The 19,594-nt window shown below is 67.6% G+C and carries 16 protein-coding genes; 13 read left to right on the top strand and 3 right to left on the bottom strand.

Annotated features, from left to right (window positions below; translation table 11 throughout):
- Positions 1-64 precede the first annotated feature (64 nt).
- The gene (locus DES45_RS16415; protein ID WP_114771102.1) at positions 65-286 is read right to left on the bottom strand and encodes a heavy-metal-associated domain-containing protein; all 222 of its coding nucleotides are present in this window, start codon (positions 284-286) and stop codon (positions 65-67) included.
- 197 nt (positions 287-483) lie between these two features.
- Between DES45_RS16415 and DES45_RS26115 the strand changes: the two genes are divergently transcribed.
- The 6 genes from DES45_RS26115 (at position 484) to DES45_RS16445 (ending at position 6,814) form a co-directional block, all read left to right on the top strand.
- A complete protein-coding gene (locus DES45_RS26115; protein WP_147282428.1) occupies positions 484-1,575 on the top strand; it encodes an EAL domain-containing protein in 1,092 nt (363 codons plus the stop codon).
- A complete protein-coding gene (locus DES45_RS26120) occupies positions 1,479-1,856 on the top strand; it encodes an EAL domain-containing protein (protein ID WP_170151531.1) in 378 nt (125 codons plus the stop codon). Before DES45_RS26115 ends, DES45_RS26120 begins: the two co-directional genes overlap by 97 nt.
- Before the next feature lie 52 nt (positions 1,857-1,908).
- On the top strand, positions 1,909-2,790 hold the full coding sequence (locus DES45_RS16430) for a TIGR01459 family HAD-type hydrolase (RefSeq protein ID WP_114771105.1): 882 nt from the start codon (positions 1,909-1,911) through the stop codon (positions 2,788-2,790).
- Positions 2,791-2,851: 61 nt separating this feature from the next.
- On the top strand, positions 2,852-3,823 hold the full coding sequence (locus tag DES45_RS16435) for a bifunctional riboflavin kinase/FAD synthetase (RefSeq protein WP_114771307.1): 972 nt from the start codon (positions 2,852-2,854) through the stop codon (positions 3,821-3,823).
- Positions 3,824-3,974: 151 nt separating this feature from the next.
- A complete protein-coding gene (locus DES45_RS16440; RefSeq protein ID WP_114771106.1) occupies positions 3,975-4,856 on the top strand; it encodes a PAS domain-containing protein in 882 nt (293 codons plus the stop codon).
- A 260-nt stretch (positions 4,857-5,116) separates the two neighbouring features.
- Entirely contained in the window at positions 5,117-6,814 is a 1,698-nt protein-coding gene (locus tag DES45_RS16445) for a methyl-accepting chemotaxis protein (protein WP_114771107.1), read from the top strand.
- A 56-nt stretch (positions 6,815-6,870) separates the two neighbouring features.
- Here DES45_RS16445 and DES45_RS16450 read toward each other — a convergent pair whose 3' ends face one another.
- Entirely contained in the window at positions 6,871-8,037 is a 1,167-nt protein-coding gene (locus tag DES45_RS16450; RefSeq protein WP_114771108.1) for a DUF3095 domain-containing protein, read from the bottom strand.
- A 51-nt stretch (positions 8,038-8,088) separates the two neighbouring features.
- Positions 8,089-8,592 (bottom strand): peptide-methionine (R)-S-oxide reductase MsrB, encoded by a 504-nt coding sequence (msrB, locus tag DES45_RS16455; protein ID WP_114771308.1) that lies wholly within the window; start codon positions 8,590-8,592, stop codon positions 8,089-8,091.
- Between the two features lie 397 nt (positions 8,593-8,989).
- Between msrB and ileS the strand changes: the two genes are divergently transcribed.
- The 7 genes from ileS to mutL all read left to right on the top strand — a co-directional run bounded on the left by ileS (position 8,990) and on the right by mutL (position 19,554).
- Positions 8,990-11,938, top strand: a complete 2,949-nt coding sequence (ileS, locus tag DES45_RS16460; RefSeq protein ID WP_114771109.1) for an isoleucine--tRNA ligase — start codon at positions 8,990-8,992, stop codon at positions 11,936-11,938.
- A gap of 149 nt (positions 11,939-12,087) precedes the next feature.
- Positions 12,088-12,552 (top strand): signal peptidase II, encoded by a 465-nt coding sequence (lspA, locus tag DES45_RS16465; protein WP_245571775.1) that lies wholly within the window; start codon positions 12,088-12,090, stop codon positions 12,550-12,552.
- Between the two features lie 92 nt (positions 12,553-12,644).
- Entirely contained in the window at positions 12,645-13,280 is a 636-nt protein-coding gene (locus DES45_RS16470; RefSeq protein ID WP_147282429.1) for a hypothetical protein, read from the top strand.
- 214 nt (positions 13,281-13,494) lie between these two features.
- A complete protein-coding gene (locus DES45_RS16475) occupies positions 13,495-14,823 on the top strand; it encodes a M16 family metallopeptidase (RefSeq protein ID WP_114771112.1) in 1,329 nt (442 codons plus the stop codon).
- Between the two features lie 18 nt (positions 14,824-14,841).
- The gene (locus DES45_RS16480) at positions 14,842-16,125 is read left to right on the top strand and encodes a M16 family metallopeptidase (RefSeq protein WP_170151532.1); all 1,284 of its coding nucleotides are present in this window, start codon (positions 14,842-14,844) and stop codon (positions 16,123-16,125) included.
- 88 nt (positions 16,126-16,213) lie between these two features.
- Entirely contained in the window at positions 16,214-17,533 is a 1,320-nt protein-coding gene (locus tag DES45_RS16485) for a glucose-6-phosphate isomerase (RefSeq protein ID WP_114771113.1), read from the top strand.
- A 182-nt stretch (positions 17,534-17,715) separates the two neighbouring features.
- Positions 17,716-19,554 (top strand): DNA mismatch repair endonuclease MutL, encoded by a 1,839-nt coding sequence (gene mutL, locus DES45_RS16490; protein ID WP_114771114.1) that lies wholly within the window; start codon positions 17,716-17,718, stop codon positions 19,552-19,554.
- The last annotated feature ends 40 nt before the right edge of the window (positions 19,555-19,594 follow it).

Genomic DNA, 19,594 nt, shown 5'->3' on the forward strand with positions numbered 1-19,594 from the left:
TCACGGGCGCCGCAAAACGACTTTTGCCGGGGCAGGGTTGCGGCGGCGGCAGGCGCCCGCCGCCTTACATGGTCATGGCGCGGGCCTCGTAGCCGGCGGCGTTCAGGGCCTGGGCCACCTCGAGGCTCTGAGCCTTGGTGCTGATGTGCACGCGCCCGTGGTCCAGGTCCACGTCCACGGTTGCGCCGGGATCGAGGCGCTGGACCGCCTTGGTGACCGCGTTCACGCAGCCCTGGCAGGTCATGCCGTCGACCTGCATCAACAGGTCCTTGCGTGGTTCATCCATCGTCAGCGTCCTTGAAAAGCTTCCTCTTCATCGATCTCGTGCGGGAGGCAGGCCCAGGCAAGATCCGGCTGTTAACTTTGTCCTCGGAAAGTGCCACTTGAAATAATGGTGCACTTGCGGTTCAGGTGCCTGTAGGACAACATCGTTACATCACTGATTCGCTTGATTTGATGCGAACCACGGGAGCGGGGGCACCCATGGTCACAACGGCCAAAAGGCTGTTTTTCTTCGAAGGACGGGAGGCGGCGACGCTCTATGTCGGCGCGACGGCCGCCTGTATCGTGGGCGTGGGCACCCTGATGGTCGGGGCACACGCGGCGACCGTCGCTCTCGCTTTGCTCCATGTGGCCGGCCTGACCGGCATTGCCGTGGCGTGGCTCCGGGCGGATTCGGCCGCCCAGGCGGCCCGGCAGGCTTCCTCCGACGTCGCCGTCCTAGCCAGCCGCCTCGTCCGGCTCGAGCAGAGGCTGAAGGCGCCGGAAGCCAGTCCTGCGCTGCGCTCCACCATGGCCGAGGTCACCGGCACGGTCGGCCTTCTCGGCGGCGTGGTGCGGGAGCTCGCCCGCAACGTGGCCGCCCAGCACAAGGATGTCGCGAGCCTGAAGGACACGATCGGCGGAGCGCAGGGCGAGGGCGGCGACAACGCGACTGAGACTGTGGGGAAAGGGCCCGCGGCTGAGCCTGCGGTGGATCACCCAGAACCGTCCCTTTTGCCGAGCCGTTCGGCCGCCCTGGAGGATCTCGGGCGGGTCCGCCTCGTCATGCAGGCCTTCGAGGCCGACCGCATCGAGCTCCACCTTCAGCCCGTGGTGGCCCTGCCGCAGCGCAAGGTCCGGTTCTATGAGATCCTGGCCCGGCTCCGCCTTCTGGACGGAACGCTGCTCGGCCCCACCGAATTCCTGCCGGTCCTGGAGCGCTTCGGTCGCGCGCCCGACTTCGACCGTCGCATGATCGTCCGGGCCGTGGCCGTGGCGCGCCACCTCGTGGCCCGCGGCAGCGAGGCCATCGTCGGGGTCAACCTCACGCCGCGCTCCATCCGCGAGCCCGGCTTCCTGCACTCCCTCGCCCGCATCACCGAGGCGGCGCCGGACGTGGTCGGCAAGGTGGTGCTGGAGTTCCCGCAGGAGGTCTGGCGCGGTCTCGATCCGGACCAGAAGGAGGCGCTCGCCATCCTTCCCTTCGCGACCAGGGCGTGCCCCTCTCCCTCGACCGGGCGGTCGATCTCTCCTTCGATGCCCGGGCCCTTGCGAATCTCGGCGTGCGCTTCCTCAAGCTCCCGGCCGAGATGATGCTGGCGGCCGCCGAGGAGGACGAGCGCCGGGGCGGCGGCTATGAGGTCGGCGTGCGGGATTTCGCCTCCATCCTTCGCCGTGAGGGCATCAAGCTCGTCGCCGAGCGGGTCGAGCGGGAGGAGATGGTGCCGTCCCTCATCGAGCTCGGGATGCCGCTGGCGCAGGGTTTCGTCTTCGCGGCGCCGCGCGCGATCCGGGCCGAGGTTCTCGATCAGGCCTCCCCGAAAACCGTCTTTTCGTCGGATCGCCGCGAACCGGGCCTGCGCCACGTCGGTTGACTTCGACGGCGGGACAGCCTACCCGCCCGGGTTCATCAGCCAGCGAGATCCCATGACCGCCTCATACCGCCCCGCTCTCGTGGAGGGTCTGCAACCCCTTGCCGGTCGCTACGATCTGGTTCTCTGCGACGTCTGGGGCGTCCTCCACAACGGGATCAAGGCCTACGAGGCCGCGAGCGAGGCGCTCACGCGCTTCCGCGACGGGGGCGGCCGCGTCGTCCTGGTCTCCAATGCGCCCCGGCCCGGCAGCGCGGTCGGAACCCAGCTCGACGGCTTCGGGGTGCCGCGGACGGCCTATGACGCCATCGTCACCTCGGGAGACCTGACCCGGCTCGCCATCGAGGAGCGCCTCGACAAGGTGGTCCACCACATCGGACCGCCGCGCGACATGCCGATCTACCAGGGGCTCGACGTCCGTTTCGGGTCCATCGAGGAGGCCGATTACGTGGTCTGCTCCGGGTTCGACGACGACGAGCGGGAGACGGCGGACGACTACCGGGAGCGGCTCGGGGCCATGCTGGCGCGCCGGCTCTGGATGGTCTGCGCCAATCCCGACCTCGTGGTCGAGCGCGGCAACACCATCATTCCCTGCGCCGGCGCGATCGCCCAAGCCTACGAGGAGATGGGCGGCGACGTCTATTACGCGGGCAAGCCCTATGCGCCGATCTACGAAAGGGCGGTCGCCGTCGCGTCGAAGCTCAACGGGCGGGAGATCGCCAAGGAGCGGGTGCTCGCCATCGGCGATGCGATCCGGACCGACATCGCGGGCGCGGCCGGGTTCGGCATCGACTCCCTCCTCATCGCCCGCGGCATCCATGCGGAGGAGCTGCGCGCCCACCAGGGGCCGCTGATCTCGCAGCACGTGCAGGACTGGGTCGACCTCCAGCCCGTGAAGCCGCAGGCGATCACCGACGCCCTGTCCTGGGCCGCCTGAGCGCTTGACCGGGAAGCCGGATTTCGACACGGTCGCGGCCCTCGAACCCACCCTTGAACCGATGCCGCCCAGCAGTTCCTCCCGCCCCCATCCATCCCCCTTCGTGGTCTGCCGCGACGGCGAGGCCGTGCCCGAACGCCTGAAGGGCGCCATGGCAGCCATCGGCAATTTCGACGGGGTGCATCGGGGCCACCAGCACCTGATCCGGATGGCCATGGAGACCGGCAGGCCCGGCGCCGTCGTAACCTTCGAGCCCCATCCGCGAACGTTCTTCCAGCCGGACAAGCCGTTCTTCCGCCTCACGCCCGAGCCGGTGAAGCTTGCGATCCTGGAGCGGCTCGGCCTCGCAGGCGTGTTCCTCAGGCGCTTCGACCGGGAGCTCGCGTCCCTGAGCGCCGAGGCGTTCGTGGATCTGCTCCATCGCGAGCTCCGGGTCTCCGGCGTCGTGATCGGCCACGATTTCCATTTCGGCCGCGGCCGCGAAGGCAACCCCGCCAGGATGCAGGAGCTCTGCGCCGCGCGCGGCCTGGAATGTCTCGTGGCTCCAGCGGTGACCGAAGACAGCGAACCAGTCTCGTCCAGCGCCGTGCGCAGCGCCCTCGAGGCCGGCGATGTCGCGCTCGCCAACCGCCTGCTCGGCTACCGCTGGTTCGTGTGCTCGCAGGTGCGCCATGGCTACAAGCGTGGGCGCGAGCTCGGCTATCCGACGGCCAACATGCGCCTGCCTGACGATTGCCGTCTCCGGCACGGAATCTATGCAGTCAGGGCGCGTGTTGGCGAGACGGTCGTGGATGGTGTGGCCAGCTTCGGCCGCCGCCCGACCTTCGACAACGGCGCACCGCTTCTCGAAGTGCATCTCTTCGACTTCTCGGGGGATCTGTACGGGCAGAGCCTCGACGTGGAGTTCGTCGGCTGGCTCCGGGGCGAGCAGCGCTTCGACGGCATTGCGGGCCTGATCGAACAGATGGACCGCGATTCCATCGAGGCGAAACGCCTGCTCTCCGAGGACGAGATCCGGTCGATGATCGCGTGAGAAAGCCACAAGAGGCCCGGCCATGAACAGGCCACGCCGCCCGGCCGAGGCGTCAGGCTGCACTTTCCCTTAAGGGATTTTCCGGAATTTACCTGCCTTCGCGTGGAGCTTAGCTTTCAGGCACAACCTGAAGTACGGCAGCGATCTCCCCATGCAGACAGCGCGCGCAACGAAGGCGCCACGCCTCTCCGAAAGCGTGGCGGCGCCAATCCTCCTGACGCCAGGGCTGATCGATGAGAGGCCGATGCCGCCGGGCGAGGTCGAGCCTGATGCCGTTCCGGCCGAGGATGTGAGGGCCACCCTGCAGCGGCTGTTCCTGGAAGGTCCGTTCCAGAGATCCCCGCAGCTGCGGGCGTTCCTCTCCTATGTGGTGGATGTCACGCTCGCCGGCCGGGGGAGCTTCCTCAAATCCTATTCCATCGCCACGCAGGCGCTCGGCCGACCGGTCGATTTCGACCCGACGACCGACGCCATCGTCCGGGTCGAGGCCAAGCGGCTGCGACAGGTCCTTGCCGGCATCTACGCCGACCCGGCCTGCGGCCTGCCCGTTCGCATCGAGATTCCCGTGGGCCGGTACGAGCCTGTCTTTCACGCCGCCGCGTCCGCGACGCCGGACAGGATCGTGTTCCCGCCCGATTGTCCCGTGATCGGCGATCGCCCAAGATGCTCCCGGCCTGTGGTCCAAGGCGACGGAAAGCTGCGGGCGGCCCTGGCGGCGGCTCGGGTCGTGGCATGGGAATTCGACCCGGCCACCGGCCTCGTCGCCCATTCCGATCACGCCCGCTGCCTCTTGGGCGTCGACCCGGGGCCCGCTCCGGAATTCCAAGACCTGATCCACGCCGACGACCGGGAACGGGTGGTTGCGGGATTCGGCGCCGCTCTCCGGACCGGCGGTCCGTTCGAGCAGGCCTTCCGGATGCTGCGACCGGACGGCTGCCTCGTTCAGGTCCTTGCCCGAGGAGACGTCGTCCAAGTCGACCCGGGTCAGGTCCCCCGATTGGCCGGTCTCCTCATTGAGATGGGGCTCGCCTAGAGGAAAGCGCCCGCTTTCGATCCGTGGTAAAGTAGTTGCTAATATTTGACCGGCGGTGCCTGCCACAGAACTTATGATCTGCGTCAAAAGTTTAATGTTGAACTATCGGATAGGGATGGATCTAACCGTTAAACAAGGTTCGTGGGGCATTTCTTAGGGTTGGATTTACTTCGTGCGCCTCAGGGTATGGTTGCCTGAAAATCCGTCGCGTCAGGGGGCGCGCGCTTCCCGCGGCGTTGCGGGCGGGCCACCGAAAGACAATGCGTTTCCTGAACAACCTGAAGCTTCTCACCAAGCTTGCCATCCCGGTGGCGATCTTCGTCGCAGTTGCGGCCGGCCTGATTATTCTGGCCAAGTCGAGCCTCGACACCATGAGCCACGGCACGCAGCATCTCGTCGACGTGGATGCAGCCCGGCTGACGGCGGTGCTCCAGATCAACACCGAGGTGAACGAGGCCACCATCCAGGAGAAGAACCTCATCGGTCTGACGGCCGCCGAGGCGGACCGGATGAAGAGCGGCTACGATGTCTATCAGCAGTACAAGAAGCAGGCGATCAGTCGGCTCGACACCATCCTCAAGTTGGCCGATACGCCGGAGCGGGTTGCCATCTGTCAGAACATCAAGGACACCGTTCTGAAGTACTTTTCGCTTACCGATCAGAGCATTGCGTTCAGCCTCAAGGACGATGATGCCGCGGCGCTGAAGATCTCGAACGGGGAGGGGCGTGACCTTCGACGCAAGGTTCGCGACCTGCTGTCGGAGCGGATCGAGGTGAATACCAAGGCCCTCGAGGCTGCACGGCAGAATGCGGAGGATCTCGCAGGTAGGACGTCCTGGACCCTGGTCCTGTCCGCCGTGTTCGGGATCGCCGCGTCGCTCGCCCTGATCGTCTGTATAACGATCTATGGCATCACCCGCCCCCTGGGCGTCATGACAGCCGCCATGGGCCGGCTTGCCAATGGCGACCTCACCGTCCAGGTGAGCGGGGCCGAGCGCAGGGATGAGGTCGGCCAACTCGCGCGATCGCTCCAGGTGTTTAAGGACAATGCCATCGAGGCCCGCCGGCTCGCTGCGGAGCAGGAGGCCGAGAACGAGGCCAAGATGCGACGGGCCCAGCTTCTCGACCAGCTCACGAAGCAGTTCGAAGCCAATGTGTCCGCCATGACCCAGGGTCTCTCGGCCGCGGCGACCGAAATGGAGGCGACGGCCCAGAGCATGACGGCGATCGCCGACCAGACCAACAGCCAGACGGTCCATGTGGCGTCGGCGGCCGAGCAGACCTCGGCCAATGTCCAGACCGTGGCGGCCGCCACGGAGGAGCTCTCGATCTCGATCCGCGAGATTGCCGGTCAGGTGACGCAATCCTCCCATATCGCCGAGCGGGCCGTGAACGACGCCCGGCGCACGGACGGGCTCGTTCAGGACCTCGCCGGGACGGCAGAGCGGATCGGCAACGTGGTGGCGCTCATCAACAACATCGCGTCCCAGACGAACCTTCTGGCGCTGAACGCCACCATCGAGGCGGCGCGCGCGGGCGAGGCCGGCAAGGGCTTCGCGGTGGTCGCGACCGAGGTGAAGGAACTCGCCAACCAGACCTCCAAGGCCACGGAGGAGATCTCGGCCCAGATCGGCTCGGTCCAGCAGGCGACCCGCGAGGCCGTGGGGGCCATTCAGGGGATCGCCCGCACGATCGCCGAGATGTCCCAGATCTCGGTGACGATCGCGGCCGCCATGGAGGAGCAGGGGGCTGCCACCGCCGAGATTGCCCGCAACGTCCAGGAGGCCGCCCGCGGCACCGAACAGGTCACGGGAAATATTGGCGACGTCCGGCAGGGCGCCGGCGAAACCGGGGCGGCAGCCGCCCAGGTTCTCAGCGCCGCCCAGGAGCTGGCGCGCCATTCCGCCAGCCTGGGCGGCGAGGTCGACGCCTTCCTGTCCGGCGTCAAGGCCGCCTGAGGGCCTTCGTCAAACGGCCCGCTCGCGCTTTCGAGCGTTGGGCGGGCCTCGCCGTTTCAGGGCTTCAGGGCCCGCGCCGCCATGGTGTAGCCGCCCATGGCCCCGTCGACGAAATGGATATGGTCGCTGCGCGTCGGGGACGGCACGAAGCAGGTCATGAGGGCGGAATCCTGGCGGTGCATCCCATACCGGGCGATGCCGGTCTCCTGGGCCTCGGTCAGCTCCTGTTCCAGCCGGTCCGCAAGGGCCGGGGTGCAGTCGAGGGTCATGCGCAGCCCGTCATCGAACTTGCGGAAGTCGGTGTTCTCGACGAGCTGGTGCCGGTAGCGCACCGGGTCGAAGCCGCCGATGGAATGGTTCTGGCGCAGGACCGCGAAGGACACGAGACGTTGCGCGGCCAGGCGGGCGGAGGCGAGAAGACCGGACCCGTAGGTGCTTCTCATGGCCTTCGCCTCGGTCTTGAAGCCGGTGAAGGGGCTGCTGAGGCCTGGGCCTCCTTCGGGAACCGGGCGCTCGGCCTCGGCGCGATCCTCGGCAAGGGACAGGACCCGGTCGACCAGGGCGCCGAACCGGGAGGCATCTCCCTGTGGCACGGGCACGACGATCAGCGACAGGATGAGGCCGCGCCGGGCCCTGATCTCGTCGAAGCGGCAGGACAGGCCGTTCAGGTCGGGAAGGATCCCGCGCTCAGCGGCGGGAATCGCGAAGGCGCCCTCCTTCATCTGCCGCTCGGCATAGGCCATGCCGCCGCCCGCGAACATCGCATAGGTCACGTCCCGCGAGGCCCCGAAGCGGGCGACGCGGACGTCGTGCTCATGAGCGCGCACCTCGGAGACGGGGACGAGCGCGACGCGCATCTCGAACCCGAAGGAGTCCCGGGCCCAGCCGGCGACGGCGGAAAGAGCTCCGCGGGCGAGAACCGATTGGGCCTGAGGGAGGGCGAAACTGGCCCCGTCGCCGCCGAACACGAACGGAAAGTCGTTGCGGCCGAGCGCGTTCGCGACGGCCGCGATGACGGAGGCGGCGGCGGTGTTCACCTCCTTGTAGCGCCCGGCCGCGATGGCGGCGGTCGAGCGCACGATGTCGCTCAGGCCGAGGACCCAGTCGTTCGGCAGGGGTCTGTAGATCGCCGGATCGGTCAGCCGTGAGAACCGGTCGAAGACCGGCAGCCCGGCATAGAAGCCGAGCCCGTCGCTTTCGTCCGTTCGCGGGGCGTCCGCCATGGGCTTGCTCGCTCCAGCCGGGGCGGAACCGCCCCGGTCAGGGCGTCCCTGTCAGGGAAGGGGCTGGCCTTCGGGCGCGCCCCGGTCGAGCAGGTCGGGCAGGGGATCGCCCTCGGCCACGAAGCGCAGGGAGACCGAGTTCATGCAGTAGCGCTCGCCAGTGGGGGGAGGGCCGTCGTTGAACACGTGCCCGAGATGGCCTTCGCAGCGGGCGCAGCGGATCTCGGTGCGGACCATGCCGTAGCTGGTGTCGCGCACGAAGGCCACATGAGCCCGGTCGATCGGGTCGAAGAAGCTCGGCCAGCCGGTGCCGGACTCGAACTTGGTGCCCGACTTGAAGAGCGGCAGGCCGCAAAGCCTACAGCCATAGGTGCCCCTCTCCTTGGCCTCGTTGAAGACGCCGCAGAAGGGCCGCTCCGTGCCGTGCTCCAGCAGGACGCGGCGCTCCTCGTCGTCGAGATCGTCCACGAGCCTGCCGAATTGCTCTTCGGTCGGCGGAGTCAGGTCGAAGCCGGCCTTCGAGCGCTGCTCTGCCATGGTGGTCGAATGGGCCATGTCGCGTCCTTCCATCATTTCAAGGCTTTGTAGCTCTCACGCAGACGCCCGGTCCAGCGTCTCCGACTGAGATATAGGGTGCCGGCTGCAACCCTGCCTCGGGCCTCGCGAAGATTTCATGGCCTTTCGGCCTCGCCCGCGGCCAAGCTCGACAGAAGGTCGGCGGGTTCCGGCGATCGTGCGACGCTCGCGCTTTATTATCCCGCGCGGCGCTGCTAAAAGGCTTGCCATGCCCATGGTATTTCAGGCTTCCCGCGCGGCCCGCGTCCGTGACCAGCGAATTACAGGCCCGGCCTTCGCGTGAGCCGCGAGGGGCCGGGATCGAGCCGTTTCGCCTACGACCTAGAAGCCTGATGCGCCCCTTGAGAGCGGGCCATCCTCGAGATCATTGACCGTCATGTCCGATAAGACCGAAACCCCTGCGCGCGATTACTCCGAAACCCTGTTTCTGCCGCAGACCGAGTTCCCCATGCGCGCCGGCCTGCCGCAGCGCGAGCCGCTGCTCCTGCAGCGCTGGAACGAGATCAAGCTCTACGAGCGCCTGCGCGAGGTCCAGAAGGGCCGCACCCGCTTCGTGCTCCATGACGGCCCTCCCTATGCCAACGGCAACATCCATATCGGGCACGCGCTCAACAAGATCCTGAAGGACCTGGTGGTCCGCTCGCAGGGCATGCTGGGCTTCGACTCCAACTACGTTCCGGGCTGGGACTGCCACGGCCTGCCGATCGAGTGGAAGATCGAGGAGGAGTACCGCGCCAAGGGCAAGAACAAGGACGACGTGGACGTCGTGGAGTTCCGCCGCGAGTGCCGGGCCTTCGCCGAGAAGTGGATCGACGTGCAGCGCGAGGAGTTCAAGCGCCTCGGCGTCGAGGGCGACTGGACGAATCCGTACCAGACCATGTCGTTCGACGCAGAAGCGCAGATCGCCCGCGAGATCATGAAGTTTGCCGTGTCCGAGCAGCTGTATCGCGGTTCTAAGCCCGTCATGTGGTCCTCGGTCGAGAAGACCGCGCTCGCGGAAGCCGAGGTCGAGTATCACGAGAAGACCTCGACCACGATCTGGGTGAAGTTCCCCATCACCAACACTCTCGACGGCGATCTCGACGGCGCCTCCGTGGTGATCTGGACGACCACGCCTTGGACGATCCCGGCCAACCGCGCCATCGCCTACGGGGCGGAGATCGGTTACGGCCTCTACCGGGTGACGGAAGCCGCGGACGACAACTGGGCCAAGGTGGGCGACCGGCTGATCCTCGCCGACAAGCTCGCGGCGGACGTGTTCGCGGCCGCGCGCGTTGCCGGCTACGAGCGCGTCAAGGACGTGCTGCCGGTGATGATCGAGCGCTGCGCGCATCCGTTCCGCGGCCTCGAGGGTGCGAACGGCTACTGGGACTTCGCGGTGCCTGTGCTGCCTGCCGACTACGTGACCGACGACGCGGGCACGGGCTTCGTGCACACCGCACCGGGACACGGCGCAGACGACTACAACACCTTCCTCAAGCACCGCGCCGTGTTCGAGGCCTGCGGCACGCCGCAGGTGCCGCACACCGTGGCGCCGGATTCGTCCTATTTCCCGGACGTGCCATTCTTTGCGGGCGAGCGCATCTATGACGACAAGGGCAAGGATGCGGGCGCCAACGAGGCGGTGATCAAGAAGCTCATCGAGGTCGGCGCGCTGATCGTGCGCGGCCGCCTCAAGCACCAGTATCCCCATTCCTGGCGATCAAAAGGTCCGCTGATCTTCCGCAACACGCCGCAATGGTTCATCGCCATGGACAAGCCGCTGGACGACAAGGGCGACACGCTCCGTCAGCGCGCTCTGCATGCGATCAGGACCGTCGAGTGGGTGCCCGAGTCCGGCGAGAACCGCATCAACGGCATGATCGAGAACCGGCCCGACTGGGTCGTGTCGCGCCAGCGCGCCTGGGGCGTGCCGATCACGGTCTTCGTGAAGAAGGGCACCAGCGAAGTCCTCAAGGACAGCCAAGTCAACGCCGCCATCGCCGACGCTTTCGAGAAGGAGGGCGCGGACGCCTGGTACGTGGACGACGGCTCGCGCTTCCTGACGCCTTTCGGCCACGACGTCGCCGATTACGAGAAGGTGACGGACATCCTGGACGTCTGGTTCGATTCCGGCTCGACGCACGCTTTCGCGCTCGAGAAGCGCGAGGACCTGAAGGTGCACCGCATCGTCGACGGCGGGTCCGATCGCGTCATGTATCTCGAAGGCTCGGACCAGCACCGCGGCTGGTTCCACTCGTCTCTGCTGGAGAGCTGCGGCACCCGCGGGCGCGCGCCCTACGACATCGTGGTGACCCACGGCTTCACGCTCGACGAGCAGGGCCGCAAGATGTCGAAGTCGCTCGGCAACACGGTCGCGCCCCAGACCATCATCAAGGATTTTGGTGCGGACATCCTGCGCCTCTGGACCGCCTCCGTCGATTACTGGGACGACCAGCGCATCGGCCCCGAGATCATCAAGACCACCTCCGAAACCTATCGCAAGCTGCGCAACACGATCCGCTGGATGCTCGGGTCGCTCGCGCATTTCCGCGAGGCCGACAAGGTCGCCGTGAGCGGGATGCCGGAGCTGGAGCGTTTCGTGCTGCACCGCCTGGTGGAGCTCGACGGCGAGATCCGCGAAGCCTACGGCAACTACGACTACAAGCGCGTGGTCGCGCTCCTCAACTCGTTCATGACCACGGACCTGTCGGCGTTCTACTTCGATGTCCGCAAGGACTCGCTCTATTGCGACCCGATCTCCAGCGTCGTGCGCAGGAGCGCGCTCACGGTCATCGACCAGACCTTCCGCTGCGTGGCGACCTGGATCGCGCCGATTCTGGCCTTCACGGCCGAGGAGGCGTGGCTCGCGCGCTATCCGAACGCGGAATCGGTGCATCTCGAAACCTTCCCCGAGGTGCCGACGGAATGGCGCGACGAGGCGCTCGCAGAGCGCTGGGCGAAGGTGCGCCGTGTCCGCCGCGTCGTCACCGGCGCGCTGGAGATCGAACGGGCGCAGAAGCGCATCGGCGCAAGCCTGGAGGCGGCGCCCGTCGTGCACATCGCCGACGATAGCCTCTGGAACGCCGTCCAGGGCCTCGACATGGCCGAGATCTGCATCACGTCCGCCATCGAGGTGGTGCGGGGCGAGGGGCCGGAGGAGGCCTTCCGTCTGGAGGACGTGAAGGGTGTCGCGGTGGTGCCGCGCCTGGCGGAAGGCCGCAAGTGCGCCCGGTCCTGGAAGGTGACGCCCGACGTCGGTGCCGATCCTGAATATCCCGACGTGACGCCGCGCGATGCGGCGGCCCTGCGCGAGTGGGACCAGCTGAGGGCGGCCGCCGAATGACGAACGCGGACAATCCGGAAGCGCCGCTTCCGAGCGGCGGCACGCAGGAACAGGTCCGTCCGAAGCGCCCGCGCGCCTCGGGTGGACAGCCTTCGGCCCGGAAGGGCAGGGGCGGCGCGAAGGCGAAGGGGCTCGATTGGGCTCCCCGCATCGGCTTCGCGGTCGCCCTGGTCACCCTGCTGCTCGACCAGGCCAGCAAGCTCTACACCCTGTTCGTCTACGACCTTCCGGTGCGCGAGCCGGTGGAGCTGACGCCGTTCCTCAACCTGATCGTGGTGTGGAACCGGGGCATCTCCTACGGCCTGTTCCAGCAACACACCGATCTCGGGCGCTGGATCCTGATCGTGGTCTCGATCCTGGCCTCGATCGGCCTGGGCATCTGGATCCGCCGCACCACGGCACGGCTCCTGGCCGCCTCCCTCGGGCTGATCGTCGGCGGCGCCATCGGCAATGTCATCGACCGCCTGGCCTATGGGGCTGTGTTCGACTTCCTCCAGCTCCACTGGGGATCGTGGTCGTGGTACGTGTTCAACGTGGCCGATGCGGCCATCGTTGCGGGGGTCGTCAGTTTGCTTTATGACTCCTTCGTGCTGGAAAAACGCCGTGTGCGGTAAATCCGCAACACAACAGAGCCGAGCCGCCTTATGTTTGCCAGAAAAGGACATCAGGCGTTCCGGCCAGAACTGAAAACCAGATGGTGGGTGCCATGAAGGGATTGAAAGTCTTTGGCTGCGCGGGCGCTCTGGCGCTCCTCTTCGCGGCCTCCGGAGCTTCGGCGCAGGAGGGCGAGGTGGTGAAGAGCATCCTCGGCAGCATCGGCATCATCCCCAAGGAGAAGCCGCCGATCGTCTATAACGAGCGCGCTCCGCTGGTGCTTCCGCCGAAGATGGACCTTCCTCCGCCGGCTCCCGGTGGCGGCGTCGAGGCGCGCAACCCGAACTGGCCGAAGGACCCCGACGTCGCCGCGGCCCGCAAGGCAGCCGCCGATGCCCGGACGCCCTATTCGAATTCCGAGCTCTACAAGAACAGCGACGGCAAGCGCCTCTCGATCGAGGAGATGCGCGCCGGCCGCAATCCGAACAACTACGTCAGCAGCGTGCCCGGCCCGGTCGGTCGCGAGGCGGACAAGAGCGTCATGAGCCCCGACGAGCTGCGCGCCTTCACGCCGAAGGACGATGCCAAGCTCGAAGGCGACGGCCTCGAGCGGCGCTATCTCAGCGATCCTCCGGGCGGACTGCTGAAGGCCGCCGGCGGCGCACCGATCAGGGCTTCCGCCGACCCGAAGCCCGAAGGCGATCCGGACAGCCCGCACGCCTTCATCCGCCAGCAGAACAGGCGCTAAACCTCCTTGGACTCCTACCTCTTTCAGGCGAACGGGTTACCCTCGTTTCGCCTGAACTGCTTTAGGGAGCAGCGAAAGGCCAAGCCTGCCTCCCAAACCGCGCAAACCGTGTCTCGCCATAAAGTTGCGCTGCTCCGCTTGCGTGCCCGCCAGATTGGACTATTCCCGTAGGGCAATCCTACGCGTTGCTTTGATTCCGTTAAGGTTGAACATCATGGACACCCCTTCCACTTTATTCCTGCGCACCGATGCCGCCTCGTTCGGGCGGACGGAAAGTGGCGGGCCGGACGTGTCGAGCTTCACGCTCGATAACGGCCTCGACGTGGTGGTGATCCCCGACAACCGCGTGCCGGTCGTCACGCACATGGTCTGGTACCGCAACGGCTCGGCGGATGATCCGCAGGGCCAGTCCGGCATCGCGCACTTCCTCGAGCACCTGATGTTCAAGGGCACCGAGAAGCACCCGGCAGGCGAGTTCTCCAAGGTGGTGTCGGCACTCGGCGGCCAGGAGAACGCCTTCACGTCCTTCGACTACACGGCCTATTTCCAGCGCGTCTCCCGCGAGCACCTCAAGACCATGATGGAGTTCGAGTCCGACCGCATGACGAACCTCCTGCTGGAGGAGGCGGTCGTGGGTCCGGAGCGCGACGTGGTGCTGGAGGAGCGGCGCATGCGGGTCGAGACCGATCCGTCCGCCCAGCTCTCGGAGGCCATGGCGGCCGCGCTCTTCGTGCATCACCCCTACGGCATTCCGATCATCGGCTGGATGCACGAGATCGAGACGCTCAGCCGCGAGAACGCCCTCGACTATTACCGGCGCTTCTACACGCCCGAGAACGCCATTCTCGTGGTGGCCGGCGACGTGTCGCCCGACGAGGTGCGCGAACTCGCGGAGCAGACCTACGGGCGGATCAAGGCCCGCGGCGAGCGCCCCGTGCGCTTCCGCCCGCGCGATCCGGAGCCGGTGGCGGCCCGCCACATCACCGTGGCCGACCCCAAGGTCGAGCAGCCGACCTTGCAGCGACTCTATCTCGTTCCCTCCTGCCGCACGGCGCAGAGCCGCGACTGCTACGCGCTCGAGCTGCTGGCGGAGGTGATCGGCGGCGGCCCGACCTCCTATCTCTACCGCAAGCTGGTGCTGGAGCGCGGCGTCGCCGTGAATGCCGGCGCCTGGTACATGTCCTCGGCCATGGAGGAGACCCGGTTCTGCATCTATGCGGTGCCGGCGGAAGGCGTGTCGCTCGAGGACCTCGAGCGCGCCGTTGACGAGGTGCTGAAGACGGTGCCGGAAGCGCTCGACTCCGACGCCATCGAACGCGCCAAGACCCGTCTCGTGGCCGAGACGATCTATTCCACCGACAGCCAGTCCGCGCTCGCGCGCATCTACGGTTCTGCGCTCGCCATCGGCGAGACGATCGAGGACGTGCAGCGCTGGCCGGGCGAGATCGAGGCCGTCCTCAAGGACGATCTGGCCTCCGCCGCCGAGCGATATCTCGTCCTGCGCCGCTCCGTGACGGGCTACCTGAAGAAGTCGGCGTCCTGACGCGCCGCGGGAACCGAGATGACCATGACAGCTTCCGTCGAAACCCTTTCCGCGTCCCCCACGACGGTGAAGACGCTGGTATCGCCCGGCGGCGTCGAGGTGTGGCACGTCGAATCCAACGTGGTGCCGCTCATCGCCGTCGCGTTCGTGTTCGAGGGCGGCTCCGCCCACGATCCCCATGACAAGCCCGGCGTCGCCCAGATGCTGGCGCGCCTCCTCGACGAGGGTGCGGGCGAATACAATTCCGACGCCTTCCAGGAGCGTCTCGCGGGACGCGCCATCGAGCTGTCGTTCAATGCCGGCAACGATGCCATCGGCGGTTCGCTGAAGACCTTGGTCAAGCACGCGGACGAGGCGTTCGAGCTGCTGCATCTGGCGCTCGCCGAGCCGCGCTTCGACCAGGACGCCATCGAGCGCGTCCGTGCGCAGACGATCGCGGGCCTGCGCTACCAGCAGAACGATCCGGGCGTCATGGCGACCCGCCGCTTCTTCGAGGAGGGCTTCGCCGGCCACGCCTATGGCCGTCCGACCTCCGGCACGCCGGAAACCGTCGCGGCGATCACGCGCGACGACCTGGTGAAGATGCACCAGGCGATCATCGCCCGCGGCCGCCTCAAGGTCGCGGTCGTCGGCGCCATCGACGCGGAACGCCTGGCGGTGCTCGTCGACAAGGCCTTCGGGACGCTTCCCGAAGCCAGGCCGCTCGCCGTCATCGAGCCGGTGGCGCTCAAGCAGGTCGGCTCCCGCTTCGTGGTCGATCTCGACGTGCCGCAATCGGTGATCCGCTTCGGCACGCAGGGCATCGCCTGGCGCGATCCGGGCTTCATCCCGGCCTACGTGCTCAACCACATCCTGGGCGGCGGCGCCTTCACGTCGCGCCTGTTCCAGGAGGTGCGCGAGAAGCGCGGCCTCGCCTACAGCGTCGGCACCTCGCTGGTGAGTTACCGCTCCGCCGCCATGACCTGGGGCTACACCGCCACTAAGAACGAACGCGTCGGCGAGGCCCTTCAGGTGATCTCCGAAGAGATCATGCGCCTGAAGAACGAGGGGCCGAGCGACGAGGAGCTGCAGAAGGCGAAGGATTACCTGATCGGGTCCTACGCCTTGGGCTTCGACACCTCGACCAAGATCGCCCACACCATGGTGCAGATCGCGTTCGAGGGCCTCGGCGTCGACTACATCGCCCGCCGCAATGCCCTTGTGGCCTCGGTCACCCAGGAGGACATCCACACCGCCGCCGAGCGCATCTTCGGCGACGGTCAGATGCTGACGGTGATCGCCGGCCGCCCGACGGGGATGTGATATCCCTGTCGGACCGGGTGCCGCTCTAGCCGAGGGCCACCAACTGCCCTAGTGTTCCGCTCTCCTGTTACGAGTCGGAGCACACCGCATGGCCTTGCAGCAAACGATCGATCTCTCCCTTGCGTCCAACATCGGTGGAGGCGGTCTGCCGCAACAGGCCCTGGAGGCGGCGCTTTCCGTCGTCGGAAAGGCGATGAAGCGTCTGGCCGAGGATGACGAGACCGGGCGCCTGCCGCTCCTGCACATGCCGCGCACGACGGACGATCTCGACGGCGTGCGCGAGGCGGCGGCCTGGCTGCGCCGCGACGCCACGGACGTGGTCTTCCTCGGCACCGGCGGATCGAGCCTCGGCGGCCAGACGCTGGCGCAGCTCAAGGACTACGCCGTGCCGGGCGCGGGCCGCTTCACGGAAAGCCCGCGCGTCCACTTCCTGGACAACCTCGACCCGGTCACCTTCGACCACGTCCTGCACAAGCTGCCGCTCTCCTCGACGCGCTTCGTGTCGATCTCGAAATCGGGCGGCACGGGCGAGACGCTCATGCAGACCATCGCCGTGCTCTCCTGTCTGGAGAAGGCGGGCATGAAGGCGCTGCCGAAGGAAGTTTTCCTGGGCCTTTCGGAGCCGCGCAAGCCCGGCGGCCGGAACGCCCTGCGCGACCTCCTCGAGCCGGAGGGCGTGCGGTTCCTCGAACATCATACCGGCATCGGCGGGCGCTATTCCGTGCTGACTAATGTCGGCCTTCTGCCGGCGGCCGTGATGGGCCTCGACATCGGGGCCATTCGCCAGGGCGCGGGAGACGCCTATGCGCCGTTCCGCGACGGCGCCGAAGCGAAGGATGCGCCGGCGGCCTTGGGCGCGGCCCTCAACATCGCCATGGCGCTCGAGGGCAAGAACATCGCCGTCACCATGGCCTATGCGGACCGGCTCGAGCGCTTTACCCGCTGGTGGGTGCAGCTCTGGGCGGAGAGCATCGGCAAGGACGGCAAGGGTTCGCAGCCCGTCGCTGCCATCGGCCCCGTCGATCAGCACAGCCAGCTCCAGCTCTATCTCGGCGGACCGAACGACAAGTTCTTCACGGTGATGACCACCGGCGTCGCCGGCCAGGGGCCGGTGATGGACCAGAAGCTCGCGCAGCGCGCGGGCGAGTCGGGCTTCGGTGGCAAGCGCATCGGCGACCTCGTGGCCGCTCAAGGGCGCGCCACCGCCGAGACCCTCGCCAAGAACGGCCGCCCGACCCGGCAGATCCACATCGAGAAGCTGGACGAGCGCGCCTTGGGCGAACTCCTCATGCACTACATGCTGGAGACGATCCTCACCGGATACGCGCTCGGCGTCGACCCGTTCGACCAGCCGGCCGTCGAAGAGGGCAAGATACTGGCCAAGGAATACCTGTCCCAGGCCAAGTGAGTTGCGACGGGCCGGCCATGCGCCGGCCATCCACGCCTTTTTGCCGCCGCGATGTCCCGAGGGGGTGGATGGACGGGGCGGTTCCGGGCATGAGGTGAGGAAGGCGATAAGGTCGCGCCGTCTGGCCGATTCATGGCGCCGACCCTATCTTGCCGTTACGATTCCCGTCCGGACCACACCCTATGGCCGTTCGCCGCCTCGATCCCATCCTGGTCGACCGCATCGCCGCCGGCGAAGTCGTCGAGCGTCCGGCCGCGGCCGTGAAGGAGCTCGTCGAGAACGCCATCGACGCGGGCGCGTCGTCCATCGAGGTGGCTATCGAGGCCGGCGGCCGGCGCCTCATCCGCGTGGTCGACGACGGGCAGGGCATGACGCCGGAGGACCTGGAACTGGCGATCGAGCGCCATGCCACGTCCAAGCTGCCGACCGGGGATCTCTCCTCCATCAACACCCTGGGCTTCCGAGGCGAGGCCCTGCCGTCCATCGGGGCGGTGGCGCGCCTTGCCATCACGACCCGCACGGCCGATGCGCAGACCGGCTCGTCCATCGTGGTCGAGGCCGGCGCGAAGGGGGCCGTGCGTCCCGCGCCCGGCCCGAAGGGCACGCGCATCGAAGTGACGGATCTCTTCGCCGCCACGCCCGCGCGCCTGAAGTTCCTCAAGAGCGACCGCTCCGAGGCGCAGGCCGTGGCGGAGGTCGTCAAGCGCCTCGCCATCGCGCACCCCACCATCCGTTTCACGCTCGCGGGCGAGCACGTCACTGCCTTCACCTATCCGCCGGAGCCGGCCGGCGAGCACGGCTTCCTGCGCCGCCTGTCCCGCGTCCTCGGCAGCGACTTCCACGAGAACGCCATGGCGGTGGATGTCGCGCGCGAGGGCGTGCGGCTCTTCGGTTTCGCAAGCCTGCCGACCTATCATCGCGGCACGGGTGCGGGGATCCATTTTACGGTGAACGGCAGGCCGGTGCGCGACAAGCTGCTCCTCGGCGCCGTTCGTGGGGCCTACGCGGACGTGATGGCCTCGGACCGGCATCCCGTGCTCGCGCTGATGATCGATCTCGATCCGCACAATGTCGACGTGAACGTTCATCCGGCGAAGACGGAGGTGCGCTTTCGCGACCCCGCCTTCGTTCGCGGCTTCGTGGTGGCGGCCCTGAAGGAGGCGATCACTCGCTTCGGCATGCGCTCCTCCTCGACCGTGGGAGCCCGCACCCTCGACAGTCTGCGTCCTCAAGGGACGCCGCTCCGTCCAGTCTCGGTGGCGCACCGGGCGCCGTCGTTCCGGCACGTGAACGCCTTCGCGGGCTGGCAGGCGCCGGTCGAGCTCGCTCACCGGCCGGCCGGACTGGCGGAGATGCAGGGCAGCCTGCCCGACCTCGCGGCCCCCTCCGCCGACAGCCGTGCGACCCTGCCCGAGCACGATCTCGGCCATGACGATGCGCCGCTCGGCGCCGTTCGGGCGCAGATCCACGGCACCTACATCGTGGCGCAGACCCAGGACGGCATCGTCATCGTCGACCAGCACGCCGCGCACGAGCGCCTCGTCTACGAGCGGCTGAAGCGCGAGCGCGCGGCTTCGGGCATCGCCCGGCAACTGCTGCTCATCCCGGAGGTGGTCGACCTCGATCCGGTGGACGCCGACCGGGTTCTTGCCGAAGCCGTGACGCTCGAAAGCCTCGGCCTCGTGCTCGAGCCCTTCGGTCCCGGCGCGCTCCTCGTGCGCGAGGTGCCGGCGGCGCTCGCCGGCGGGCGCATCAAGGCGCTGGTGCAGGACGTGGCGGATGCGCTCGCGGAATGGGGGCAGGGCGCGTCAAGCCCGCTGGAAGAGCGCCTCGACGCCGTGCTGTCGCGTATGTCGTGCCACGGCTCCGTGCGGGCTGGCCGTCGCATGCGGCCCGAGGAGATGAACGCGCTCCTGCGCGAGATGGAAGCCACGCCCCTGTCCGGCCAGTGCAATCACGGACGGCCAACTTACGTCGAGCTGAAGCTCGCCGATATCGAGCGGCTGTTCGGCCGGCGCTGACGTGTCGACTTTGTTGATCTCGGTCAACACCTGCCGCGAG

Origin of the sequence: Microvirga subterranea (assembly GCF_003350535.1) — a bacterium.
In the GTDB taxonomy this organism is placed as follows: domain Bacteria; phylum Pseudomonadota; class Alphaproteobacteria; order Rhizobiales; family Beijerinckiaceae; genus Microvirga; species Microvirga subterranea.